18 protein-coding genes are annotated in these 25,610 nt (G+C 65.7%); 13 read left to right on the top strand and 5 right to left on the bottom strand.

Annotated elements, in window-relative coordinates:
- Nucleotides 1–6 precede the first annotated feature (6 nt).
- From murC to ligA, 10 genes are all read left to right on the top strand, one after another.
- Nucleotides 7–1,410 carry a UDP-N-acetylmuramate--L-alanine ligase gene (gene murC, locus J4G43_RS39105; protein WP_208088188.1) on the top strand — a complete coding sequence of 468 codons (1,404 nt, stop codon included), beginning with the start codon at nucleotides 7–9 and terminating at the stop codon, nucleotides 1,408–1,410.
- 274 nt (nucleotides 1,411–1,684) lie between these two features.
- Complete coding sequence (gene murB / locus J4G43_RS39100; protein WP_208088187.1) at nucleotides 1,685–2,605, top strand: UDP-N-acetylmuramate dehydrogenase; 921 nt, start codon at nucleotides 1,685–1,687, stop codon at nucleotides 2,603–2,605.
- A gap of 22 nt (nucleotides 2,606–2,627) precedes the next feature.
- On the top strand, nucleotides 2,628–3,614 hold the full coding sequence (locus tag J4G43_RS39095) for a D-alanine--D-alanine ligase family protein (RefSeq protein WP_071917205.1): 987 nt from the start codon (nucleotides 2,628–2,630) through the stop codon (nucleotides 3,612–3,614).
- Between the two features lie 350 nt (nucleotides 3,615–3,964).
- Nucleotides 3,965–4,993, top strand: a complete 1,029-nt coding sequence (locus J4G43_RS39090) for a cell division protein FtsQ/DivIB (protein WP_208088186.1) — start codon at nucleotides 3,965–3,967, stop codon at nucleotides 4,991–4,993.
- Nucleotides 4,990–6,312, top strand: coding sequence for a cell division protein FtsA (gene ftsA / locus J4G43_RS39085; protein ID WP_071910400.1), 1,323 nt, complete (start codon nucleotides 4,990–4,992; stop codon nucleotides 6,310–6,312). Before J4G43_RS39090 ends, ftsA begins: the two co-directional genes overlap by 4 nt.
- Nucleotides 6,313–6,399: 87 nt before the next feature.
- The gene (gene ftsZ, locus J4G43_RS39080) at nucleotides 6,400–8,196 is read left to right on the top strand and encodes a cell division protein FtsZ (RefSeq protein ID WP_071910402.1); all 1,797 of its coding nucleotides are present in this window, start codon (nucleotides 6,400–6,402) and stop codon (nucleotides 8,194–8,196) included.
- A 364-nt stretch (nucleotides 8,197–8,560) separates the two neighbouring features.
- Entirely contained in the window at nucleotides 8,561–9,523 is a 963-nt protein-coding gene (gene lpxC / locus J4G43_RS39075) for a UDP-3-O-acyl-N-acetylglucosamine deacetylase (protein WP_208088185.1), read from the top strand.
- A gap of 262 nt (nucleotides 9,524–9,785) precedes the next feature.
- Nucleotides 9,786–10,673: an outer membrane protein assembly factor BamD gene (locus tag J4G43_RS39070; protein WP_028147628.1), complete on the top strand. Its 888-nt coding sequence runs from the start codon at nucleotides 9,786–9,788 to the stop codon at nucleotides 10,671–10,673.
- A 23-nt stretch (nucleotides 10,674–10,696) separates the two neighbouring features.
- Complete coding sequence (recN, locus tag J4G43_RS39065) at nucleotides 10,697–12,367, top strand: DNA repair protein RecN (RefSeq protein WP_208088184.1); 1,671 nt, start codon at nucleotides 10,697–10,699, stop codon at nucleotides 12,365–12,367.
- Nucleotides 12,368–12,521: 154 nt separating this feature from the next.
- Nucleotides 12,522–14,675 (top strand): NAD-dependent DNA ligase LigA, encoded by a 2,154-nt coding sequence (gene ligA, locus J4G43_RS39060; protein ID WP_085399285.1) that lies wholly within the window; start codon nucleotides 12,522–12,524, stop codon nucleotides 14,673–14,675.
- A gap of 227 nt (nucleotides 14,676–14,902) precedes the next feature.
- On the opposite strand, the gene J4G43_RS39055 is transcribed toward ligA, so the two are convergent.
- Together J4G43_RS39055 and J4G43_RS39050 are read right to left on the bottom strand one after the other, a co-directional pair.
- Nucleotides 14,903–16,183, bottom strand: a complete 1,281-nt coding sequence (locus J4G43_RS39055; protein WP_208088183.1) for a multidrug effflux MFS transporter — start codon at nucleotides 16,181–16,183, stop codon at nucleotides 14,903–14,905.
- Between the two features lie 336 nt (nucleotides 16,184–16,519).
- Nucleotides 16,520–18,349 carry an aminopeptidase P family protein gene (locus tag J4G43_RS39050; RefSeq protein WP_208088182.1) on the bottom strand — a complete coding sequence of 610 codons (1,830 nt, stop codon included), beginning with the start codon at nucleotides 18,347–18,349 and terminating at the stop codon, nucleotides 16,520–16,522.
- Between the two features lie 185 nt (nucleotides 18,350–18,534).
- Between J4G43_RS39050 and J4G43_RS39045 the strand changes: the two genes are divergently transcribed.
- Nucleotides 18,535–18,714: a hypothetical protein gene (locus tag J4G43_RS39045; RefSeq protein WP_028147633.1), complete on the top strand. Its 180-nt coding sequence runs from the start codon at nucleotides 18,535–18,537 to the stop codon at nucleotides 18,712–18,714.
- 72 nt (nucleotides 18,715–18,786) lie between these two features.
- On the opposite strand, the gene J4G43_RS39040 is transcribed toward J4G43_RS39045, so the two are convergent.
- A complete protein-coding gene (locus J4G43_RS39040; RefSeq protein ID WP_208088181.1) occupies nucleotides 18,787–19,674 on the bottom strand; it encodes a 50S ribosomal protein L11 methyltransferase in 888 nt (295 codons plus the stop codon).
- A 163-nt stretch (nucleotides 19,675–19,837) separates the two neighbouring features.
- Here J4G43_RS39040 and J4G43_RS39035 point away from each other — a divergent pair, with 163 nt between their 5' ends.
- Nucleotides 19,838–19,993, top strand: coding sequence for a Flp family type IVb pilin (locus tag J4G43_RS39035; protein ID WP_094183922.1), 156 nt, complete (start codon nucleotides 19,838–19,840; stop codon nucleotides 19,991–19,993).
- Between the two features lie 296 nt (nucleotides 19,994–20,289).
- Here J4G43_RS39035 and J4G43_RS39030 read toward each other — a convergent pair whose 3' ends face one another.
- Nucleotides 20,290–21,900, bottom strand: coding sequence for a phytoene desaturase family protein (locus J4G43_RS39030; protein ID WP_208088180.1), 1,611 nt, complete (start codon nucleotides 21,898–21,900; stop codon nucleotides 20,290–20,292).
- A 178-nt stretch (nucleotides 21,901–22,078) separates the two neighbouring features.
- Between J4G43_RS39030 and J4G43_RS39025 the strand changes: the two genes are divergently transcribed.
- Nucleotides 22,079–24,361, top strand: coding sequence for a spermidine synthase (locus tag J4G43_RS39025; protein WP_208088179.1), 2,283 nt, complete (start codon nucleotides 22,079–22,081; stop codon nucleotides 24,359–24,361).
- A gap of 134 nt (nucleotides 24,362–24,495) precedes the next feature.
- On the opposite strand, the gene J4G43_RS39020 is transcribed toward J4G43_RS39025, so the two are convergent.
- Nucleotides 24,496–25,479 carry a glycerophosphodiester phosphodiesterase gene (locus J4G43_RS39020; protein ID WP_208088178.1) on the bottom strand — a complete coding sequence of 328 codons (984 nt, stop codon included), beginning with the start codon at nucleotides 25,477–25,479 and terminating at the stop codon, nucleotides 24,496–24,498.
- Nucleotides 25,480–25,610 lie beyond the last annotated feature (131 nt).

Raw genomic sequence — 25,610 nt, 5'->3', positions numbered from 1 at the left:
CAGAGCATGAGACTGCCGCGCGAGATCGGACCCATCCACTTCGTCGGGATCGGCGGGATCGGCATGAGCGGGATCGCCGAGGTGCTGGTCAATCTCGGCTACGCCGTGCAGGGCTCGGACGCCTCCGACAATTACAATCTCGACCGTCTGCGCAAGGCAGGTGCCAAGGTCTCGGTCGGCCACAAGGCCGAGAATGTCGACGGCGCTGCGGTCGTCGTCGTCTCCACCGCGATCAAGCGCGACAACCCGGAACTGATGGCGGCGCGCGAACGGCGCATTCCCGTGGTGCGCCGCGCCGAGATGCTGGCCGAGCTGATGCGGCTGAAGAGCTGCGTCGCGATCGCCGGCACCCACGGCAAGACCACCACGACCACGATGGTCGCAACGCTGCTCGATGCCGGCGGCCTCGATCCCACCGTGATCAATGGCGGCATCATCAATGCCTATGGCTCGAATGCGCGCCTCGGTGCCGGCGACTGGATGGTGGTGGAAGCCGACGAAAGCGACGGCACGTTTTTGAAGCTGCCGACGGACGTTGCGATCGTCACCAATGTCGACCCCGAGCATCTCGATCACTTCAAGACCTTCGAGGCGGTGCAGGACGCGTTCCGGCATTTCGTCGAGAACCTGCCGTTCTACGGCTTCGCGGTGATGTGCATCGACCATCCCGTCGTGCAGAGCCTCGTCGGCAAGATCGAGGATCGCCGCATCATCACCTATGGCGAGAATCCGCAGGCCGATGTGCGGTTGCTTGACCTCACCCCGATGGGCGGTGGCTCCAAGTTCAAGGTGGCGTTCCGCGATCGCAAGACCGGCGCCGTGCACGAGATCGCCGATCTCATGTTGCCGATGCCGGGACGCCACAACGCCTCCAACGCGACGGCCGCGATTGCGGTCGCGCGCGAACTCGGCGTGTCGGACGAGGCGATCCGCAAGGCGATCGCAGGCTTCGGCGGCGTCAAGCGCCGCTTCACCAAGACCGGCGAGTGGAACGGCGTCACGGTGATCGACGATTACGGTCATCACCCCGTCGAGATCGCGGCAGTGCTGAAGGCGGCGCGGGAATCCACCAACGGCAAGATCGTCGCCGTGGTGCAGCCGCATCGCTACACCCGCCTGCAATCGCTGTTCGAGGAATTCTGCACCTGCTTCAACGATGCGGATGCGGTTGTTGTCGCCGATGTCTATGCCGCCGGCGAGGCGCCGATCGACGGCATCGACCGTGATCATTTCGTCGCGGGCCTGCGCGCCCACGGCCACCGCGAGGTGATCCCGCTGCCGGCCGCGCCGGAGCTCGCAGGTATCGTCAAGGGCCTTGCGAAGCCCGGCGATCTCGTCGTGTGCCTTGGCGCCGGCAACATCACGCAATGGGCGTATGCGCTGCCCGGCGAATTGAAGGCGCTGGGGTGAGCGAGCGGATGTCAAGTCATCGTCGACCACCGCCCGTGTGGCCACCCCTCTCCCTAACCCTCCCCCGTAAGGGGGGAGGGAACCCATCCGCCGGCGCCTCCCTGACTCTCGCAAAGGATCAGAGCGCAGCTGTGACGCTGGATGAGGTGAGCACGCTGGTCAGGCTCCCTCCCCCCTTGCGGGGGAGGGTTGGGGAGAGGGGTAAGCCCCGGGCGCTGGCGGACAACGTCACACGGCGCAATCTCAATCTAGCTCGCATGTCGGTCAGCGCGCCATGAGCTTCCCCGACATCACGCCCGAACTCAAAGCCGCAATGCCGGAGCTGCGCGGCCGGATGCTGGCCAACCAGTCGCTGGCCGAGCTCACCTGGTTTCGCGTCGGTGGTCCCGCGCAGATGCTGTTCACGCCGGCGGATGAGGACGATCTCGCTTACTTCCTCGCGCATCTTGCGTCCGACATTCCCGTCTATATCGTCGGCGTCGGCTCCAACCTGATCGTGCGTGACGGTGGCATTGCGGGCGTGGTGATTCGGCTGGCGCCACGCGCCTTTGGCGAGGCGAGCGCGAGCGGCGATGTCGTCACCGCTGGAACTGCCGCGCTCGACAAGCGCGTGGCGGAAGTGGCGGCCTCCGCCAATATCGGCGGGCTCGAATTCTATTTCGGCATTCCCGGCACCATCGGCGGTGCGCTGCGCATGAATGCGGGCGCCAATGGCGGCGAGACCAAGGACGTGTTGATCGAGGCGACCGGCGTTGCGAGGGACGGCAGCAAGCACGTGTTCTCGAACGCCGACATGAAGTTCGTCTACCGCAACAGCGGCGTCGACCCCTCCATCATCTTCACCTCCGCGCGCTTTCGCGGAGAGATCAGGGATACTGATACGATCCGCGCGCGCATGGCGGAGGTGCAGACCCACCGCGAGACCGCGCAGCCGATCCGCGAAAAGACCGGCGGCTCGACCTTCAAGAACCCGCCCGGCCATTCCGCCTGGAAGCTGGTCGACGCCGCCGGCTGCCGCGGCCTGCGCGTCGGCGGCGCGCAGGTCTCGGAGATGCACTGCAATTTCCTGATCAACACGGGCGATGCCACCGCGCACGACATCGAGACGCTGGGCGAGACCGTGCGCGAACGGGTGAAGGCAAACTCCGGAATTGGGCTACATTGGGAAATCAAGCGGATTGGAATTCCCGGCTAACCTGGACAGGCGACGAGAGAACATGCGCATCACCATCCTCTTCGGCGGCTCCAACCGGGAGCGTCTGGTTTCGGTCGCCTCAGCCCAGGCGTTACATCAGGCGCTGCCCGAGGCCGATCTCTGGTGGTGGGACGTCGAGGACAAGGTGCATGTCGTGCAGTCGAAGCAACTGCTCGAACACGCCCGTCCATTCGAGGACGAGTTCAAGCCCGGCACATCGGGCATTCCGCTGGGGCAGGCGCTCGACCAGGCCAAGACGGAAGGCCGCGTGCTGGTGCTCGGCCTGCATGGCGGGCGCGCGGAGAACGGCGAATTGCAGGTGATGTGCGAGGCGCGCGGCGTGCCTTTCACCGGATCGGGCTCGGCCTCCTCGCATCTCGCCTTCGACAAGATTGCGGCCAAGCATTTCGCCGCGCTCGGCGGCGTGACGCCGCCGGCCAATGTTGCGCTGGACAAGATCGACGAGGCCTTCGCCGAATACGGCCGGCTGATCGCAAAGCCGGCGCGCGACGGCTCGAGCTATGGCCTGATCTTCGTCAACGCCAGGCAGGATCTCGTCGCCGTCCGCAATGCGGCGAAGCACGAAGACTATGTGATCGAGCCCTACATCGCGGGCGTCGAGGCGACCTGCGGCGTGCTGGAGCGCGCCGACGGCTCGATCATGTCGCTGCCGCCGATCGAGATCATTCCGGGCGAGGGCAATTTCGACTACGCCGCAAAATATCTCCTGAAGTCGACCCAGGAGATCTGCCCCGGCCGTTTTTCGCCCGAGATCACCGCTGCGCTGAAGGAGCAGGCGATGCTGGCGCATCGCGCGATGTCCTGCACCGGCTATTCCCGCTCGGACTTCATCGTCTCCGACAGGGGCCTGATCTATCTCGAGACCAACACGCTGCCCGGGTTGACCAAGTCCTCGCTCTACCCAAAGGCGCTGAAAGCCGAAGGCATCGAGGTCGTCGACTTCCTGCGCGGCCTGGTCGAGCTCGCCGAGCGGGGCGTAAGAAAATAATTAGGACTGGTTAACGGCCGAACCGGCGAAATGCCCGGTTTTGGAACCCAAAACCGGTAAAATGCCGGACATCGCGGCATAAATGCCTCACATGCCTGGGCAAAACGCATCCCGCGTTAACGAAGTTTACCTTTTGTTTACCAGGACGTCCGAAGGTTAACGCTGGCGGCGCATATGACGCTTTGGCTGCCGGCGCGTGGGCTGTTGCGGGTGATGTCACCTCCAGCGAACGCTTTGAAGGGGAGAGGTTTTCTTCTTCTGAAGACCAGCACCCGGCCCGGCAAGTCCGAGACGTCATGTTCGCCAGGACCCGCGCGATGTCGCGGGCTAACTGTTGACGAGCTCGTGCAATGGATGGTGCAGGAAGCCTCACCCGGTCGTTTCTGAGATCGCTGAGGCCCCAAGCTGACCTGAAGGCGGCCGCTATCGGAGCGGTCGTGCTTCTGCGCGAGTGGGTGCAGGATAAGCGCGACCAGAAGCGCGCTGTCGCCCAGAACAAGATCAGGTCCAAGACCAAAGCCAAGCCCGTCGTCGAGCGCGAGCCGCCGCCGCGCGTGGTCGCGCTGGTCGAGCGCTATGCGCCGCGCCGGATCGGGATCACCATGACCGTTCTGCTGCTGGTCGGAAGCTGCGGCTTCGGCATCGTCAGGGGCGGGCACCTCCAGGATTTCATCGCCGCAGTCAGCGACACCCGCAACGCGCTGGCCAATTCCGCCGGCTTCCGCATCACCTCTGTCGTGATCAACGGCCGCAAGCAGCTTAGCCAGGACGAGATCCTCGCGGTCGGCGGGGTCAGCGGCCGCTCCTCGCTGCTGTTTCTTGACGCCGACGTCGTGCGCGACAAGCTCAAGGCCAATCCCTGGATCGCGGACGCGACCGTGCTGAAGCTCTATCCGGGCCGGCTCATGATCGACATCACCGAGCGCCAGGCGTTCGCGCTGTGGCAGGAGGCCGGCCGGCTCTCCGTCATCGCCGATGATGGTGCGGTGCTCGAGCCTTACGTCTCGCGCCGGTTCCTGTCGCTGCCGCTCGTGGTCGGCAAAGGCGCCGACACCCAGGCGCGCGATTTCCTGGCGCTGCTGGCGCGCTATCCGCAGATCAATTCGGTGATCAAGGCCGCGATCTATGTCGGCGAGCGGCGCTGGAACCTGAGGCTCAAGGATGGCCTCGACATCCGTCTGCCCGAGCAGGACGTCGGCAACGCCCTCGCGACGCTGTCCAGGCTCGACAAGGAGGACAAGCTGTTCTCCCGCGACATCGTCGCCGTCGACATGCGCCTGCCCGATCGCCTGGTGGTGCAGCTGTCCGACGACGCCGCCAAGGCACGCGAGGACCTGTTCAAGGACAAGAAGAAAAAGAAGGCCGGGGACGCCGCATGACCGGTCTTGATCGCACCCAGACCCCGAAGACGCGCCCGATGCCGCACAAGCGCGGCGGCATCGTCGCCTGCCTCGATATCGGCACCAGCAAGATCGCCTGCATGATTGCGCGGCTGAGGCCGTCGGCGCCGAGCGAAGCCCTGCGCGACCGTACCCACGCGGTGGAGCTGATCGGTTACAGCCAGATCCAGTCGCGCGGCATGAAGGCCGGCGCGGTGATCGATCTTGCCGAATGCGAGCAGGCGGTACGGCAGGCCGTCGGGCTGGCGGAGAAGATGGCCAAGGTGCGGGTCGAGTCCGTGCTGCTGTCGGTCTCCGGCGGCCGGCTCTCCGGCCAGCTGGTCGAAGCTGCGGCCGACATCCGCGGCGGCGCCGTGACGCCGGCCGATGTCAGCCGCGTCACCTCGACCGGCATGCGCCACGCCACCGGCGAGGGCCGCACCGTGCTGCACGCGCTGCCGGTCGGCTACACGCTCGACGGCGTCAAGGGCATCCGCGATCCGCGCGGCATGGTCGCGCATCAGTTCGGCGTCGACATGAACGTCGTCACCTGCGAGGCCACCGTTGCCCGTAACCTGATGCTGGCGGTGGAGCGCTGCCACATCAATGTCGAAGCCATGGCGGCGAGCCCGTATGTGGCCGGCCTATCGGTGCTGACCGACGACGAGGCCGATCTCGGTGCGGCCGTCGTCGAGATGGGCGCGGGCACCACCACTATCGCGGTCTATTCCGGCGGCCGCTTCGTGCATGCGGCGGGCTTTGCGGTCGGCGGGCAACACATCACGATGGATCTCGCGCGCGGACTCTCCGCGACCATTGCCGATGCCGAGCGAATCAAGACGTTATATGGGACCGTCATCACCGGTGGATCGGACTCGCGTGAGCTGATGTCTGTACCGACAGCCGGTGACGAGCAGGATCTGCCGCAGATCGTCTCCCGCGCCACCATCGCCAACATCGTCAAGCACCGTGCCGAGGAAGTCTTCGAAATGGTTCGGGACAAGCTGAAGGATTCGCCCTTCGCCTCAGAGCCCAACGGCCGCGTCGTGCTCTCCGGCGGCGCCTCGCAGCTCACCGGCCTCGTCGAACTCGGCACGCAGATTCTCGGCCGGCCCGTGCGGGTCGGACGTCCGCTCGGTTTCGGCCGGCTGCCCAACGAAGCGAAGAACGCCGCGTTTGCGGTGCCGGCCGGGCTCCTCGTCTACCCGCAATATGTTCATCACGAGCATGTCGAACCGCGGCATACGCGGCAGCAGGTCAAGACAGGGACGGGCGGTTATTTTGGAAAGGTCGGACGATGGCTACGCGAGGGCTTCTGATGAACCGGTTCCGCAACCTTCGCATTTCACCAACTCCCGCGGCCGCCGGCCGGGGCGAACCCACGCGCGCGTGATCGAGAGGCAAACATGACCATCAGCATCAATGTTCCTGATATTCACGAATTGAAGCCCCGGATCACCGTGTTTGGCGTCGGCGGCGCCGGTGGCAACGCCGTCAACAACATGATCACGGCGGGCCTCCAGGGCGTCGACTTCGTGGTCGCCAACACCGACGCGCAGGCGCTGACGATGTCGAAGGCGCAGCGCATCGTGCAGATGGGCACTGCGGTCACGCAAGGCCTCGGTGCGGGTTCGCAGCCGAACGTCGGCGCGGCGGCGGCGGAAGAGGTGATCGACGAACTGCGCGACCATCTCTCGGGCGCCAACATGGTGTTCGTCACCGCCGGCATGGGCGGCGGCACCGGCACCGGTGCAGCACCCGTCATCGCCAAGACCGCGCGCGACATGGGCATCCTCACCGTCGGCGTCGTGACCAAGCCGTTCCACTTCGAGGGCGGACGCCGCATGCGCACCGCCGAGGCCGGCATCAACGAACTGCACAAGGTCGTCGACACGCTCCTGATCATCCCGAACCAGAACCTGTTCCGGGTCGCCAACGAGAAGACCACCTTCGCCGACGCCTTCGCGATGGCCGACCAGGTGCTCTATTCCGGCGTTGCCTGCATCACCGACCTGATGGTCAAGGAAGGTCTGATCAACCTCGACTTCGCCGACGTTCGCGCCGTCATGCGCGAGATGGGCAAGGCGATGATGGGTACGGGCGAAGCTTCCGGTGACAAGCGCGCGCTGACCGCTGCTGAAGCCGCGATCGCCAACCCGCTGATCGACGATAGCTCGATGAAGGGCGCCAAGGGCCTCCTCATCTCGATCACCGGCGGCAAGGACCTCACCTTGTTCGAGGTTGACGAAGCCGCGACCCGCATCCGCGAGGAAGTCGATCAGGACGCCAACATCATCGTCGGCGCGACCTTCGACGAAGCGCTCGACGGCCTGATCCGCGTCTCGGTCGTCGCCACCGGCATCGAGCAGGCAACGATCGCCCGCAACACCCAGGCCACCAGCGCCCCGGTCGCGAACGCGGCGCCGCAGCAGATTCAACAGGTGCAGCAGGCTCCCGCTGCTCCGGCCGCCGCTGCCGAGAGCCGTCTCGCCGATCTGACCGCGCGTCTGCGCGCCGACAATCAGCGCATGGCCGAGCGCGCCCAGAAGCTGGAAGCCCAGATCCCGGCCGCCGCCCCGACCGCGCCGCGTCCGAATGTCGAGCGCGCCGCGCTGGCCGCCATCGCGGCTGCCGTTGCCGAGGTCCCGCAGGCGCCCGCGCCGATGCAGACCTATGGCGACGTCACGGTACGCCCGATCGCGCAGAAGCCGACGCTGTTTCCGGAGCCCGACATGGCCCCCGTCGCGATGCAGGAGCCGATGACGCCGGAAACCTTCATCCCGCCGCAGGCCGAGCGTGGGCCGGTCCGTGCACCGCGGATGCCGCGTATCGACGAACTGCCGATGCCGGCCCAGGCTGAGCTTCGCCAGGCCCGCGGCGAGGTTGAAGAAGAGACCCCGCAGAAGACCCGCCTGTCGCTGCTCCAGCGCCTCGCCAATGTCGGCCTCGGCCGCCGCGACGAGGAGAGTGAGGCGCCGGTCGCAGCCCGCACCGCCGGTCCCGCGATGCCGCCGTTGCCCGATCGCCGGCCCCAGAAGAGCGTGGCGCAGCAGATCGCGGCAAGCGAGCCGGTATCGGAGTATGCCCGCCGTCCTGCGCCTCAGGGCCTGGACATGCATGGCCGCCCGGCGCCTGTTGCGCCGGCGCCACAGGGTGACGACCATCTTGATATCCCGGCCTTCCTGAGGCGTCAGGCGACCTGAGGATTGTTACAATACGGCTGACGAAAAAAGGTCCCGGCGGGAAGCTTGCCGGGACCTTTCCTTTGGTCCCGTGCATGCCCGGATTGCGGGATCAAACAACTGATTTTAAATCATTAATTACGCATTTGGTGGTTCAGTAAAACTGCCGATAACGGCCCCAAACTCCGGCGCAATTTGGTTAAGCCTTGGCGCGAATACGGCAGGTTTGGGGTAACAATCGGTAAAAAAGCGTGAGTTGGCGCTGTTTGAGGCTGTGACTATGGTTTGCCGTGACTTGGGGATACGGAGATTCGCAACCGTCGGCACTGGCCGGCCAAGCGGGCCTAGTATAAGTCGCAGTGGGTCGTAGTGGGGCGGATTCCTGATGAAATTTAGCCGGCAAACAACGCTTCGTGCGCAAGCCACCGTGGCCGGCGTTGGCGTTCATTCCGGGCTTCCCGTCACTCTCACGCTGGGGCCTGCGCCCGTCGATGCGGGGTTTGTTTTTGTCCGCACCGGCCTCGAGGGAAGTGACCGTGAGATTCAGGCGACCGCCGACCAGGTGATCGCGACAGACTTCGCCACCGTCCTCGGCGATCGTGACGGCCCGTTGGTTTCGACCGCCGAGCACGTGCTCGCTGCGCTGCGGGGCATGGGCGTCGACAACGCCACCATCGAGATCGACGGACCGGAAGTGCCGATCATGGACGGCAGCGCCGCGGCCTTCATTGCCGCGATCGACCAGGCCGGCATCGTCAGCCAGCCGGCACAGCGCCGCTTCATTCAGATCTTGAAGCCGATCTCGGCCAAGGTCGGTGACTCCTTCGGCGAGATCCGGCCCCACGCCAACGGATTCCGCGTTGATATCGAGATCGACTTCACCAATCCCGTCATCGGCCAGCAGAGCTACGGCTTCGATCTGAGCCCGGAGCGCTTCCGCCGCGAAGTCGGCCGTGCCCGGACTTTCGGCCTGATGTGCGACGTCGCCCGGCTCTGGAGCGCGGGTTACGCACTCGGCGCTTCCTTCGACAATACCGTCGTGTTCGACGACGAGCGGCTGCTCAACACCGAGGGCCTGCGCTACGCCGACGAATGCGCCCGCCACAAGGTGCTGGACGTGATCGGCGATCTCGCGCTGGCCGGCCTGCCGCTGCTTGGCGCCTACCGCTCGGTGCGTGGCGGTCACAAGCTCAACCACGCTGTCCTGACCGCGCTGCTCGCCGACCGTACCGCCTGGCGGGTGGTCGAGGGCGAGGCGGTCCGCCGCACCACGCGTCCCGTGGGCGAAGTCGGTCGCGGCATCGTCGGCGGGCGCATCGCCGCAGCCTACGGGCCGGACGTGTCCTGAAGAGACCTGTCGCCACTGGCGTTCTGTTGCCGTCGGCGTTTGGCGGCGGCTTTCCCAGGGAAACTCCTGGTAACGATGATCGGCTAGGATTGCGGCGCGTTCGCCTTAATCCGGGCGAAATGCCTGCCTATCCGGTTGGTTCGAGATCGTTTTTCGGTTACACGGCGTGGTCGCATGGCAGGCGCCACGGCTACATTTCGCGCCCATGACGGGGTTCATGGGCTGGCGGACACCGCATCACAGGGCGTCAGGGCTTAAATTCATGTCGGCACAGCGTATGACGCGCGGATATCTCTCGGTCTCGCCTGGAGTCCGCGGGCTGCTTCAAGCCGCCACCTTCGTGGTGCTCGCGCTGCCGCTGGCCGGCTGCGGCACCGGCGCGCTCTGGGACAAGTTCACCGCCAAGGACGACACCTTCACCGAGGAGCCCGCCGACAAGATCTATAATGAGGGCCTGTACCTCATGAACGAGAAGAAGGACATGAAGGGGGCGAACAAGAAGTTCGAAGAGGTCGACCGCCAGCATCCTTATTCCGACTGGGCCCGCAAATCGCTGTTGATGTCGGCCTATGCCTCCTACCAGGGCGGCGACTATGACGGCTGCATCGGCGCCGCGACCCGCTACGTCACGCTGCATCCCGGCAGCCCGGACGCGGCCTATGCGCAATACCTGATCGCCGCCTCCCATTACGATCAGATCCCGGACATCAGCCGCGACCAGGCCCGCACCGAGAAGGCGATCGCCGCGCTGGAAGAGGTGAACCGCAAATATCCGAACTCGGAATATGCGACCTCGGCCAAGGCCAAGATCGAGGGTGCGCGCGACCAGCTCGCCGGCAAGGAAATGAATGTCGGCCGCTATTACATGCAGAAGCGCGACTACACGGCGGCGATCAACCGCTACAAGGCCGTCGTCACGCAGTACCAGACCACCCGCCATGTCGAGGAGGCTCTGTTCCGGCTCACCGAGGCCTATATGACGATCGGCATCGTCGCCGAGGCGCAGACCGCAGCCGCGGTGCTTGGCCACAATTTTCCTGACAGCCGCTGGTACAAGGACGCCTATAATCTTGTAAAATCCGGGGGTCTCGAGCCGAGCGAGAATCAGGGTTCCTGGATGAGCAGGGCCTTCAAGAAGATAGGCCTATAGTCTCGGCTAGGAAATTTGATTCCATGCTGGCGCGTCTGTCGATCCGTGACATCGTCCTGATCGAGCGGCTCGATATCGAATTCGCCACCGGACTTGCGGTTTTGACCGGTGAGACCGGTGCGGGCAAATCCATCCTGCTCGATGCCTTTGCACTGGCGCTCGGCGGCCGCGGCGACGCCGGGCTCGTGCGCCATGGCGCGGAGCAGGGGCAGGTCACCGCCGTCTTCGATATCCCCAAAAATCACCCTGCGATGAAGATTCTGGCCGAGAACGGCCTGGATGATACCGGCGAGATGATTCTCCGCCGGGTGCAACTCGCCGACGGCCGCACCCGCGCCTTCATCAACGACCAGTCGATCAGCGTGCAGACGCTGAAGGCGGTCGGTGGCGCCCTGGTCGAGATCCATGGCCAGCATGACGAGCGCGCGCTGGTCGATGCCGCCACCCACCGCCGCCTGCTCGACGCCTTTGCCGGGCTCGAAAAGGACGTCACCGCGGTCGAAGCGCTCTGGGACGCGCGCCGCACGGCCAGCGCCGCGCTGGAAGAGCACCGCGCCGCCATGGAGCGCGCCTCGCGCGAGGCGGACTATCTGCGCCACGCCTCCGACGAGCTAAAGCAGCTCGCGCCCAAGGATGGCGAGGAGACCTCGCTCGCCGGTCGCCGCACCACCATGATGCAGGGCGAGAAGATCGCCTCCGATTTGCGGGAGGCGCAGGAAGCCGTCGGCGGCAATCATTCGCCGGTCGCCTCCCTGTCGGCCGCGGTGCGCCGGCTGGAGCGGCGCGGTGTCAATTCGCCGGCGCTGGTCGAGCCTGCCGTGAAGGCGATCGACACCGCGATCAACGCGCTGGAGGAAGCCGACCAGCATCTCCTGGCCGCGCTCGCCGCGACCGACTTCGATCCGGGTGAGCTCGAGCGCATCGAGGAGCGGCTGTTCGCGCTACGCGCCGCCTCGCGCAAATATTCGACGCCGGTCGATGGCCTCGCCGCGCTTGCCGCCAAATATGCTGCCGACGTCGTCCTGATCGATGCCGGTGCTTCGCGGTTGAAGAAGCTGGAGCAGGCAGCGATCGAGGCTGACGCGCGCTATGCCGCTGCCGCCAAGAAACTGTCGATGGCGCGGCAGAAGTCGGCGGACAAGCTCAACAAGGCGGTCAACGCCGAGCTCGCGCCGCTCAAGCTCGAACGCGCCAAGTTCATGACGCAAGTCGAGACCGATGAGGCCGCGCCGGGCCCGCAAGGTTTCGACCGCGTCGAGTTCTGGGTGCAGACCAATCCCGGCACCAAGCCGGGTCCGATGATGAAGGTCGCTTCCGGCGGCGAGCTCTCGCGCTTCCTGCTGGCGCTCAAGGTCGTGCTGTCCGACCGCGGCTCGGCGCCGACGCTGGTGTTCGACGAAATCGACACCGGGGTCGGCGGTGCGGTCGCGGACGCCATCGGTGGGCGGCTCGCGCGGCTTGCCGGCAAGGTGCAGGTGATGGCCGTGACCCACGCCCCACAGGTCGCCGCCCGTGCCGGCCAGCATCTGCTGATCTCCAAGGACGCCCTCGACAAGGGCAAGCGCGTCGCCACCCGCGTCAATGCGCTGGCCGCCGACCACCGCCGCGAGGAGATCGCCCGCATGCTCGCCGGCGCCGAGATCACGGCCGAGGCGAGGGCGGCCGCCGATCGGCTGCTCAAGGCGGCGAGTTAGACTTTGTGTCCCGGATGCGCGTAGCGCGAGCCGGGACACGGAATGCCGCCACACAGGCCCCGGCTCTGCAGCGCACGGCTCCGCGCTGCGCAGCGTCCGGGGCACGAGACCAACCGCCTTTACCCTCCCGCCCGCTCCGTCGTATCCAAGCACCATGGCAAGAGCAGCAAAATCCAAAGCAAGGCCGCTTCGCGACGTCGCCGACCTCACCAAGGCGCAGGCCAAGGTCGAGCACATGCGGCTCGCACTCGAACTCGAAGAGCACGACAGGCGCTATTATCAAGACGACGCGCCCACCGTGACCGACGCCGAGTACGACGCGTTGCGCCAGCGCTTCAACGCGATCGAAAAGCGCTTTCCGGATTTCGTCAGCGCGGAGTCGCCGTCCCAGAAAGTCGGCGCGGCACCGTCGGGTCGCTTCAGGAAAGTCCGGCATTCCGTTCCGATGCTGTCGCTCGACAACGCGTTTGCCGAAGAGGACGTCCGCGACTTCGTCGGCCGCATCGTGCGCTTCCTGAAGCTCGACGACGACAAGGTCGATTTCTCGGCCGAGCCGAAGATCGACGGCCTCTCGATGTCGCTGCGCTACGAGGGCGGCGAGCTCGTCACCGCGGCGACCCGCGGTGATGGCGCCGAAGGCGAGGACGTCACCGCCAACATCCGCACCCTCGAAGACGTGCCGCAGAAGCTGAAAGGCCGCAACGTCCCTGACATCTGCGAGGTGCGCGGCGAGGTCTACATGACCAAGAGGGCCTTCCTGACACTCAACAAGAAGCAGGTCGAGGCCGGCGAGGCGCCGTTCGCCAATCCGCGCAATTCGGCCGCAGGCTCGCTCCGGCAGAAGGACCCGACCATCACCGCCTCGCGCCCCCTGGGCTTCTTCGCCTATGCCTGGGGCGAGATGAGCGCGATGCCGGAGGGTACGCAGAGCGGCATGATCGGCTGGTTCGAGCGCTGCGGCTTCAAGACCAATCCGTTGACCAGGCTCTGTCATTCCGTCGAGGAGTTGCTCGCGTTCCATCAGTCGATCGAGGAGCAGCGCGCAAAGCTCGATTACGACATCGACGGCGTCGTCTACAAGGTCGACCGCATCGACTGGCAGGAACGGCTCGGCTTCGTCTCACGCACGCCGCGCTGGGGCATCGCGCACAAATTCCCGGCCGAGCGCGCCGTGACGGTGCTGCGCGACATCGAGATCCAGGTCGGCCGCACCGGCTCGTTCACGCCGGTCGGCAAGCTCGAACCGGTCGGCGTCGGCGGCGTGATCGTGCAGAACGTCACCCTGCACAACGAGGACTACATCAAGGGCATCGGCAACAAGGGCGAGGTGCTGCGCGAGGGGCGCGATATCAGGATCGGCGACACCGTCGTGATCCAGCGTGCTGGCGACGTCATCCCGCAGGTGGTCGACGTCGTCCTCGACAAGCGGCCGAAGAGCGCAAAGGAATTCCACTTCCCGACGAAGTGCCCGTGCCCGCTGCACACCGACGTCACGCGCGAGGAGACGGCGGCCGGCGAAGAGGGCTCGCGCGCCCGCTGCACGGGCGAATTCGCCTGTCCCTATCAGAAGATCGAGCACCTCAAGCTGTTCGTGTCGCGGCGCGCCTTCGACATCGACGGTCTTGGCGAGAAGCAGCTCCAGTATTTCTTCGACGAGGGATGGGTGAAGGAGCCCGCCGACATCTTCACGCTGGAGAAGCGCAATGCGAAGCTGAAGCTCGAGGAGATCGAGGGCTACGGCGCAACGTCGGTGCGCAACCTGTTCGGCGCCATCGAAAGCCGGCGCAGAATCGCGCTGGAGCGCTTCGTCTATGCGCTCGGGATGCGTCATGTCGGCGAGACCACGGCGCTGGCGCTCGCACGCGGCTATGGCTCGTGGGACGCCTTCCACGACGCCTGTCTCAAGGTCGCCAAGGGCGACGAGGAGGCGATGGCCGAGATGGACGCGCTGGATCAGATTGGCGACACCGTGATCAAGAGCATCGCCGACTATTTCGGCGAGAGCCACAATCGCGGCATCGTCGAGCGGCTGACCAAGGAAGTCGAGATCATCGACGCCGAGAAGCCGAAGAGCAACTCCGCCGTCGCCGGCAAGACGGTGGTGTTCACGGGATCGCTGGAGAAGATGACGCGCGACGAGGCCAAGGCGACCGCGGAGCGTCTCGGGGCGAAGGTGTCGGGCTCGGTGTCGAAGAAGACCGACCTCGTCGTCGCCGGCCCGGGCGCGGGCTCCAAGCTCGCGGAAGCCAACAAGCACGGCGTCAAGGTGTTGACTGAAGACGAGTGGCTGACGCTGATCGGGGAGTGAGAGGGGCGCGCTCGCGCCACTCACTCCGCTGTCGTCGCCCGGCTTGACCGGGCGATCCAGTACTCCGAGACGGCTGTGATAGAACCGATGGGCCGCGGCGTACTGGATTCCCCGCTTGCCGCCTACGCTAAGGCTTCGGCGGCCCTGGACCTCAGCCCCGGCGATGCCTTGGCGTAGCCGGGTCGCGGGGAATGACACCGAGATTGGCGCGAGGCCAATCGCTCCCCTCACATCATCCCGCTCTCTTCCTCCTCCGCCTGCTCGATCAACTCCTCGCTCACCACCACCTCGCGACGAGGAACGACGAAGATCATCATGCAGGCGCAGAGCAGCGAGATCGCCAGCACCGCGGAGGTCAGCGGCAGCGTGGTGGCGGAGTGGCCGCCGAGATAGGCGCCGAATTGCGACATCAGCGCGCCGATGCCCTGTTGCAGGAAGCCCATTGCGCCTGATGCGGTGCCTGCGGCTTCAGGGCGGATGCTGATGGCGCCGGCCGCGGAGTTCGCCATCACGAAGGCATTGCCGACCATCACGATCATCTGCGTGCCGAATAGCCAGCTCGGAGCCTCGTTCCAGCCGGTGAAGCTCCAGAGCAGGTTCAACAGGCTGCCGCAGAGTTGCAGGCCGAGCCCGAACCAGATCAGTCTTTCCAGCGAGTGTCGCGGCGCGAAGCGCACGCAGAGCAGATTGCCGACGAGATATGCAAAGCCGGTCGTGGCGAACCAGGCGCCATATTCGGCGCTGGTCCGGCCCATCTGCGTCACGACGATGTAGGGACCGCCGCCGGCGAAGGTGAAGATGATCTGGGACGCCAGCACCTGGCACATCACATAGCCGATGAAGGCGCGGCTCTTGATCAGGGTGCCGACGTCGCTGCGAAAGCCGCCGCTGCCGACCGCGCGATCGCGGCGGGTCTCGGGCAACGCGATCGCGATGCCGATTGCGACCGCGATCGCGCCGATCGTGACGGCGTAGAAGATCGCCCGCCAGCCGAATGCGGTCTCGATCAGGCCTCCGGTGAGCGGTGAGACCATCTGGCCGATCATGAGCGCTGCGACTACGAGGCTGATCATGGAGGCGACGCGGTCGCGCTCGTAGATATCGCGGATGATGGCGCGGCTCACCACCATGCCGGAGGCACCGCCGAGCGCCTGGAAGAAGCGCGCTGCGATCAGTTGCGGCAGGGTTTCGGCGAAGATGCAGGCGATGCTCGCCGCGACCATCAGCGCGAGGCCGCCAAGCAGCACCGGACGCCGGCCGAGCCTGTCCGACAGCGGTCCCATGATGAGCTGCGACAGTGCGATGCCGACCATGTACAGGGACACCGTCATCTGCGCGATCGAGATGTCGCGGCCGAACGTCGTCGCCAGCACGGGCAGCGCCGGAACCAGGATGTAGAGCGAGATCGGTGCGATCCCGGTCATGACGACCAGCAGCAGCAACACCACGCGCGAGGTCGCGATGTTTTTCGTCGCCGCGTCCGGCGGCCTGCTGATCATGCCGTGCATAGTCGTCCGTCTTTCGAAGTCGAATCGACTGTAGCGTGCTCGCGCAAGACGGATATCGGCGTTTCGGAATGCGGCTATTCGGATTTCGGGACGGTTACGATAACAGCGTGTGGAGACCGTTATCCTACGGGGCGCGTGTGCCGAGATGTTGTGCGGTCGTGCCACATCTTCGGTGTCATTCCCCGCGAAGGTGGGGAATCCAGTATTCCAGAGGCCGTAGTGATTGAATCGAGAGGCTGCGGCGTACTGGATGCCCCGCCTTCGCGGGGCATGACAGCGAGTGTGAGGTGAGAGCGTTGCGCAAATCGCGTAGCGCCATGCATCTCCGGCGCGAGCTTATGCCTTCAGCTCCGCCGTCGCCTGATCGAGCCAGGCCTTCGTCGCCTCGTCCAGTGCCGGCCGCACCTCGGCGCGGACGCGCGCGTGGTAGGCATTGAGCCAGTCGAGCTCGTCCTTGCCGAGCATCGCGACATCGACCAGGCGGCGGTCGATCGGCGCTAGGGTCAGCGTCTCGAACGCGTTCATCGGTTTTTCCGCGCCCTCGATGTCGGCGGCGACCACCAGCTCGAGGTTCTCGATGCGGATGCCGAAGCCGTCGGTCTTGTAATAGCCGGGCTCGTTGGAGAGGATCATGCCGCGTTTCAGCGGCGTCGTGCCGAGCTTCGAGATCCGCGCCGGTCCTTCGTGCACACTGAGATAGCTGCCGACGCCGTGGCCGGTGCCGTGCTCGAAATCGACGCCGGCGGCCCAGAGATATTGCCGCGCCAGCGTGTCAAGCTGTGCGCCGGTGGTGCCGTCGGGAAACACCGCGCGCGCGATCGCGATGTGGCCGCGCAGCACGCGGGTGAAGCGGTCGCGCATCTCGCCGGTCGGCTCGCCCACGGCCATCGTGCGGGTGACGTCGGTGGTGCCGTCTTCATATTGCGCACCGGAATCGATCAGCAGCAGGTCGCCCGGCGCGATGCGCCGGTTGCTCTTGCGGGTGACACGGTAGTGCACGATGGCGCCGTTCGGACCGGTGCCTGATATGGTCGGGAACGAGACGTCCTTCAGCGCGCCGGTGTCGCGGCGGAACGTCTCGAGCGCCTCGACCGCGTCGATCTCGGTCAGCTTGCCGCTTGATGCCTCGCGATCGACGAAGGCGAGGAAGCGCGCCAGCGCCACGGCATCGCGGCGGTGCGCCGTCCGTGTGCCCTTGATCTCGGTCGCGTTCTTGACGGCCTTGAGCAGCGCAATCGGATCGCTGCCGCGCACCGGCTTGCCGCCGGCGCTTGCGATCAGCCGGCTGAGCGCGTCGGCCGCGGTGGCATTGTCGAGTGCGATCGCGGCGCCGCTCTTGGCCAGCGCCATCAGCGTCGGCACCATCGCATCGGGCTCGCGCACGTCGGTGGACTGCTCCAGATGGTCGCGGGTCAAATTGGAGAGTTTTCGGTGGTCGATGAACACGGTCGGCCGGCCGTCTTTCGGCACCAGCGCGTAGGACAGCGGCAACGGCGTATGGGCGACGTCGGCGCCACGGATGTTGAAGGTCCAGGCCACGGCGTGGCTGTCGGAGAGCACCAGCGCGTCGACGCCGAGCTTGGCGATCTCGCTTTTGATTTGCGTGATCTTCTCGGCCTCGGCGACCCCCGCATTTTGCAGGCTGTGCACGGCGACCGGGGCCAGCGGCGGCTGCGGCCGGTCCTGCCAGATCGCGTCGACCGGGTTGCTGTCGACCGCGACCAGCTCGGCGCCGGCCTTGGTGCAGGCGGCGGCGAGGCGTTCGGCTGCCGAAGAAGTGTGCAGCCACGGATCAAATCCGAGGCGGTCGCCGGCCTTCAGGTGCGTCGATACCCAGCTCTCCGGCGGCGGATCGATCAGCGATTCCACCGCCCAGGCCTTGGCGTCGACCTGCTTGGCCGCCTGGATCGTGTAGCGGCCGTCGACGAAGACCGCGGCCTCATGCGTCAGCACCACCGCCAATCCTGCGGAACCGGTAAAGCCGGTCAGCCAGGCCAGCCGCTCTTCCGAGGGGGGCACATACTCGTTCTGCTGCTGATCGGCGCGCGGAACGACGAAGCCGGTCAGCTTGCGGCGGGCGAGTTCTTCACGGAGCGCGGCAAGGCGCGCCGTCAATGCGACGCCGGCCTCGGGCTCCTCGAATGTCTGGAAGTGTGCTTCGAACATGGCTCAGTTTAGGATCATGACGATCAGTCCGCAATGTAGACGCATTTGGGGTCGCATCTGGCACGGACCGTGCTTGAAAATGGTCCATTCGAATTGAGTGGAGTACAGGATGCAGCAGTTGCGCTTCGTCCGGATAACAGGGAAATTCGAGCGGGTGGTTCATCTCAACGGCGAGGGGACACACGATGCCAGCGTTCATGTTTGAGAAGATTTCGCCGCCGGCCCACCGCGCCCCGGCCGCAACGACACCGAAGAAGCCGCGCGGCCTCATCAGCCAGATGATCGACCGTTTCGCCGAGCGCCGCGCCAGGCGCGCCTTGCAGGGCAAGCGCGCGACGCGCCGGGACGAGAAGCCGGCGGAGTAGTGGCGTTCCGCCGTCGCTCTTCGAGCTTTGGCGGACAAGCCGCTTTGCCCACCCTACGGCGCCTACGCTGCCTCACCCCATCTTCCGCAGCAACAAGCTGCTCCACCCCTCGATCCGCAGGTGCCGCACCGGCACGAGGCCGCGTGCGCGGTAGGCGGCGATCACGGCGGGGGCCTGGTGGGTCAAGAGGCCCGAGAGGATGACGCGCGCGCCAGGCGCGAGATGCCGCGCCATCGGGCCGGCCAATTGCCTTAACGGGTTGGCAAGGATGTTGGCCAGGACCAGGTCGAACGGGCCGCATCTGGCAAAGTCCGGTGCGGCAAATCCGGTGGCGCGGATCACCCGCACCTGGTTGCCGACGTGGTTCAGTGTCGCGTTCTCGGCCGCCACCCGCACCGACGGCGGGTCGATGTCGGAGGCGAGCACTGCGCGATGCAGCGCTTTCGCTGCGGCGATGCCAAGCACGCCGGTGCCGGTGCCGAGGTCGAGCAGGTTCCTCGGCCGAGAACTCTTCAGGACGTGGTCAAGCAACAGTAAACAGCCGCGGGTGGTGCCGTGGTGGCCGGTGCCGAAGGCGAGCGCCGCCTCGATCTCGATGGCAAGCTTGTTCGGCGCGACGCGGTCGCGATCGTGGCTGCCGTGCACGACGAAGCGGCCGGCCGGTACCGGGACGAGATCCTCGAGGCTCGCCTTGACCCAGTCCTTGGCCTCGACAATGTCGAAGATGAGCGTGTCCGCGATCTCGTTTCCTGCCGAAGTTACAATGAGTTCCCGCAGCCATGCCTGATCGGGCGCCTCGGCGAAATGGAGCGTGACGTCCCACTGTCCGTCCGGCCGTTCGAAGGCGGCGACCGCCGCATCGCCGTCGAAAAAGACCTCCGTGAGCACGTCGACGACGCGCTTGGCCGCGGCCTCGGTGCCGATCGAAAAGCAGGCGCGATGAGTGGGAGAAAGCTGCATTCTAGGGTTCCGTCAGTTCAATTTTTGGGACTTTTGTTCCCAATTTTCCGCATAACTTGCAGGTTCCGATTTAACCTGACTGCAGGTTGTACCCCGTACATTTCCGGGTGTTGGATACAGCCAACGCATCTTGGAATTGAAACGGAGGCGAGTCTTGAAGAGCATGGTTTTGAAGTTCTGGTCGGACGAATCCGGTGCAACCGCGATCGAATACGGCCTGATCGCAGCGGGCATCGCGCTGGCGATCATCACCGTGGTGAACAGCCTGGGCACCAGCTTGAACGATAAGTTCGGTTCGATTAGCAGTTCCTTGAAGTAATTTCCGCCTCCCATTTCCTGGCGGGGGCTGTTTTTCTTTAGAGGCTGTTACCTGACGATCGCCCGCACGGGGATTTGCCCCCGGCGGGCGAGGTCGTTTTGAGGGCACCGGAATGCCCACAGGCCCTCCACTCGTTTCCCGAAAGTTTTCCACGGCTTTATCCCGCCACTCGTCCCCAGCTTTTCCACCGCCTTGTACGGGGCGCGCCGGGCCTGCCGCGCGCAGGCTGTCCACTGTTTTCTCACAGCGTTGCCAACAGCCTTGCCAACAGCCTGTCCACAGCTCTTTCCACAGACCTATCCACGGCTTCCGAACAGCGAGCGGTGATCCCTCAAGATCGCTTGCGCGGCGTTGTGGCCGGGGGCGCCGGTGACGCCGCCGCCGGGATGGGCGCCGGAGCCGCAATGATAGAGGCCCTTCAGGGGACCGCGATAGTCGGCATGGCCCAGCATCGGCCGCGCCGAGAACAGCTGGTTCAGCGTCAGCGCGCCGTGGAAGATGTCGCCTCCCAGCAGGCCGAATTGCCGTTCGAGGTCGAGCGGGGAGAGGATCTGGCGGCCGAGCACGCTTGCCGCAAAGCCGGGTGCGTATTTGTCCACCGTCGCGATCATGAGATCGGCGACCTCCTCGCGATGGTCGTCCCAGGACTTTCCGTCGGGCAGTTCGGGCGCGACGTGTTGGCAGAACAGGCTCGCGACGTGTTTGCCCGTCGGTGCGAGCGTGTCGTCGAGCGTGGAGGGGATCAGCATTTCGACGACAGGCTCCCGGCTCCAGCCTAGCGCGCGCGCGTCGAGATACGCGCGGTCCATGTAGCCGAGGCTTGGCGCCAGGATGATGCCGGAGGTGAGGTGATCGCCGTCGCCCGGGAGCGCGGTGAAGGAGGGCAGGCGGTCCAGCGCCACATTCATGCGGAAGGTGCCGGAGCCGTTCTTCCAGTGCCGGATGCGCGCGAGGAAGTCCGGGGGCAGGGCGTCGGCCGCGATCAGCCGCGTATAGAGCAGCTTTGGATTGACGTTGGCCGCGACATATTTTGCGCGGATGGACGTGCCGTTCTCCAGCACCACGCCGACGGCGCGGTCGCGCTCGACGATGATCTCGCGCACACCCGCATCCGTGTCGATCGTGACGCCGCGGCCCTGCGCGGCGCGCGCCATCGCCTGCGTGATCGCGCCCATGCCGCCGATGGCGTGGCCCCAGACGCCCTTCTTGCCGTTCACCTCGCCGAAGGCGTGGTGCAGCATCACATAGGCCGAGCCCGCCGCGTACGGACTGGCATAATTGCCGACGATGGCATCGAAGCCGAACAGCGCCTTGACCAGATCGTGCTCGAACCGCTCGTCCAGCATCTCGCCGGCCGAGCGGGTGAAGAGATCGAGCAGGCTGCGGCTTTGCTCCAGCGTCAACCCACGCAGGATGTTGGCGCTCTGGAACGCGTTCACGGCTTCGCGGATCGCGTTCGTGCCAAAACCGTCGAGCAGGTTCGGCGGCGCACGCAGCACGAACTGCCGCAGCACGTCGGCGATGTCTTCCAGCTCGCGCGAGAACCCGTCCAGCGCGCTTGCGTCGTGCGTGCTCAGCCGCGCGACGGACTCCTTCGTCCGCCCCTCGCCGGTGAGCAGATAGCTGCCGTCGGGCGCGGGCAGGAAATTCTGGGCGCGCCGCTCGACGATCCGCAGGCCCTGTTCAGTGAGGCCCAAGTCGCGGATCACCTGCGGATTGAGCAGGCTCACCGTGTAGGCCGCGACCGAGTTGCGGAATCCGGGGTGAAACTCCTCCGTGACCGCGGCCCCGCCGACGACCTTGCGGCGCTCGACGACGCGCACGCGCAGGCCGGCCATCGCGAGATAGGCCGCGCAGGTGAGGCCGTTATGGCCAGCGCCGATGATGATGACGTCGGTTTCGCTCATGAAGGATTCAAAATGTTCCGCGGTCTTTCCGGGATGGTCCGAAGGACCAGACCCGGAATGACATCTGTATATCAAGCAATCGTCGCTGCAACATCACGAGACCCTTTATTGCCCGTTCAGGCGCCTTGTGCTCCATTGCGCGCGTCCGGCGCCCGCCGGGGTTTAAGCCGGAGCTTCCATGGATTCGATCGTGCAACCCGCCGCCACGGAGCAGCCGTCCTCGTCGCGCAACCGGCTGCTGCTGACGGTCTACACCGCCGCGATCTTCGTCAGCGCGCTGCTGCTGTTCTCGGTGCAGCCGCTGTTCGCCAAGATGGTGCTGCCGCGGCTCGGCGGCTCGCCGGCAGTGTGGTCGGTGGCGATGGTGTTCTTCCAGTCGCTGCTGCTGGCGGGCTATGCCTATGCGCATCTCTTGATGCAGATCAGGAGCCGGATCGTTCCCGTGGTGGTGCATCTCGTGTTGCTGGCGCTGGCCTTCGCCACGCTGCCGCTCGGCATCGCCACCGCCTATGGCGAGCCACCGGCGTCGGGCTATGCGTTCTGGCTGCTCGGCCTGTTCGTGGTCTCGATCGGCCTGCCGTTCTTCGCGCTCGCTGCCAACAATCCGCTGCTGCAGGCCTGGTTCGTCCGCACCGGCCATCCTGCCGGACACGATCCCTATTTCCTCTATGCATCCTCCAACATCGGCAGCTTCCTCGCGCTGTTGTCCTATCCGTTCCTGCTGGAGCCGATTTTCACGCTGCACACGCAGAACCGGTTCTGGACCCTTGGCTATGGCCTCCTGATCCTCCTGATCGCCGCCTGCGGCGTGCTGCTGCTGCTGCGTTCGCCGAAGCTGGCCGTGGTCGACGCAAAAACCGAGGACATCAATGCGCCGGCGCCAGGCTTCGTGACGCGGCTGCGCTGGATCTTCCTCGCCGCGGTGCCGTCCGGCCTGCTGATCGCCGTCACGGCGCACATCTCGACCGACGTCGCGGCGGCGCCGTTGCTCTGGGTGCTGCCGCTGTCGCTGTATCTGCTCACCTGGGTGGTGGTGTTTCAGTCGCGGCCGCTGCTGCCGCACAAATGGATGCTGATGCTCCAGCCGGTCGCGATCGCGGGCGTCATCGTCCTGCTGGCGTTCGGTGGCGAACAGAATCTGCTGTTGACCCTCGGCGGCCACCAATTGTGCTTCTTCGTTATCGCTATGGCCTGCCATGGCGAGCTGGCGCGGACACGGCCGGCCGCCAAATATCTCACGGGCTTCTATGTCGCGCTGTCGTTCGGCGGCATGGTCGGCGGCCTCTTTGCCGGCCTCGTTGCTCCATTCACCTTCTCCTGGATCGCCGAATACCCGATCCTGGTCGCGCTCGCCGCGCTGTGCCGGCCGCCGGCGAACGAGCGGCTGGCGGGCATCGTCAGATGGTACTGGCTGGCACTCGCCGTGCTCGCGGTGACGCTGGTCGCGCCGTCTTACATGACCGGCGATCTCTCGACCTGGTTCGAGGATCATCGCGTCTGGGTCGCGGGGGCCGTCGGTGTGCTCGCAGCACTTCTGGCGGTCGCGCTCAACGCCAGCCGCTGGAAGATATTCGCCACCGCCGCGCTCGCGCTGGCGTTGATCCGCGTTTATCCGGCGGACGAAGGCCGCGTCACGACGGTGCGCAGCTTCTTCGGCGTGCACAAGATCGTGGTGACGCCCGGCGGCTATTTCCACGTGCTGATGCACGGCACCACGATCCACGGCGCCGAGCGCTTCCGCAATAATGACGGCACGCCGGTCGTAGGCCGGCCCGAGCCGATCACCTATTATCACAAGGACGGCGGGATCGGGCAGGCCATCACCGCGATCCGCGAGCGCAAGGGCGAGCCGTTGAAGGTCGCTGCAATCGGCGTCGGATCGGGCACGCTCGCCTGCGCCGCCGAGCCCGGCGAAAGCTGGACCTTCTTCGAGATCGACCAGTCCATGGTCGACGCGGCGAGCGATCCGAAGAACTTTCGCTACATATCGAGCTGCATGCCGGGCCTGAAGCCGGTGATCGGCGATGCTCGCCTCACCTTCGCGAAAGAGCCCGACGGCGCTTATGACCTGATCATCGTCGACGCCTATTCGTCGGATGCGATTCCGATTCATCTCGCCACCGAAGAGGCGATGAATATCTACAAGGACAAGCTGGCGCCGCACGGCGCCGTGGTGATGCACGTCTCCAACCGGCACCTCGATCTCGAGACCGTCGTGGTCGGAATCGCCGATGCCAACGATCTGAAGAGCTGGGTCTTCAACGAGGATTCCGGACGCGACGGGGACTACATCTTCTCGACCGACGTCGTCATCTCCGCGCGCGAGGAGGCCGACGTCGGCCGGCTCGCCTCCTCCAAGTCATGGGAGCTGACCGAAGCCGACGACCGGGTGCGGGTCTGGACCGACGACTATTCCAATATTCTGGGCGCGCTGTACCGGCGTCTGCGGGATGGGGAGTAGGGACGCCAAAGGTACGGCGCGCAGATTTACGAGAGGTCGTCATGCCCGGGCTTGTCCCGGGCATCCACGTTCTTCCGACGATGCCGCAACACGTGGATGGCCGGGACAAGCCCGGCCATGACGGCGGATAGACTTCACGGCATCACCGGCGTTCCCGCCGGCAATGCAATTCCCTTCTCGCCCGCGACTTGCCGCAGCAGGTCCGGCCTGTCCGAGATGATGCCGTCGACGCCGAGCTCGATCATGCGCGCCATGTCCTCGCGCTTGTTGACGGTCCAGACCACGATGCGCAGTCCGAGCGTGTGCGCCTCCGAGATGACCGCCTCGGTCACATCGCCGAAATAGGGCGACCAGACCGCGCCGCCCGCAGCCTTGATCGTCCGCGGCAGCGAGCCGCCGTGATCGGCCGGGCTGAAACCCGCCGTCCAGTTCGTCGCCTTGTCCAACGCGACCGTCTGGCCCGAGCCGCGCTGGAGCGTCAAATACACCGTCGGAATGTTGGGCGCCTGCTGCTGGACGAGCAGCAGGGTCCGCCAGTCGAACGACTGGATCATGACGCGATCGGAAAATCCCTCGGCCTCGATCAGCCCGAGCAGCTTTGCGACAAAGCCTCGCGGATCGAGCGACTCGTCCGGATGGTTTGGATCGATCTTGGTCTCGATATTGAAGCGCACGCGCGTGTTGCCGGCCTTGCGCACCAGCGCGAACAGCTCGCCCAGGGTGGGAATGCGTGTCCCCGGCACGGCCCGCTGGTCGGGGAATTGCTTCGCGTAGGAACTGTCGGGGCGGATCTGGCCGACGTCATAGGTCCTGACATCGGCCAACTGCAGCTTCACGAACGGCGTGCCGGGCGGGACGACGTAAGCACCTCCTGCATCGCACGCGAGGTCGGGATTGAGCCCGCGTTCATGCGAGATGATGACCTCGCCATCCGCGGTCACGCCGGCGTCGAGCTCCAGCGTGTCCACGCCCATCGATAGCGCGTTGGCGAAGGCCGGCAGGGTGTTTTCCGGCAACAGCGCGCGCCCGCCGCGGTGCGCTTCGAGATCAAAGGCCATGGCTTGTCCCGCAGTGAGAACCGAGAGCACGATCAGGATTGTCGCGGTACGTGACGGCATCAAGGTTCGCAGCCCAGGTGAAAGGAGGAGCTTATGAAATCTTCGCCCGGTTCGTCCAGCTTCGCGGTCGACAGGCGCTTGACGGCGGCTGGGGAAGGCGGAAACTGGCTCTCAAAAAACAACGGTTCAGG

Source organism: Bradyrhizobium barranii subsp. barranii, assembly GCF_017565645.3.
Taxonomy (GTDB): domain Bacteria; phylum Pseudomonadota; class Alphaproteobacteria; order Rhizobiales; family Xanthobacteraceae; genus Bradyrhizobium; species Bradyrhizobium barranii.
Note: the sequence above shows the minus strand (reverse complement) of the source record. Positions and strands in the feature narration are given on the sequence as shown.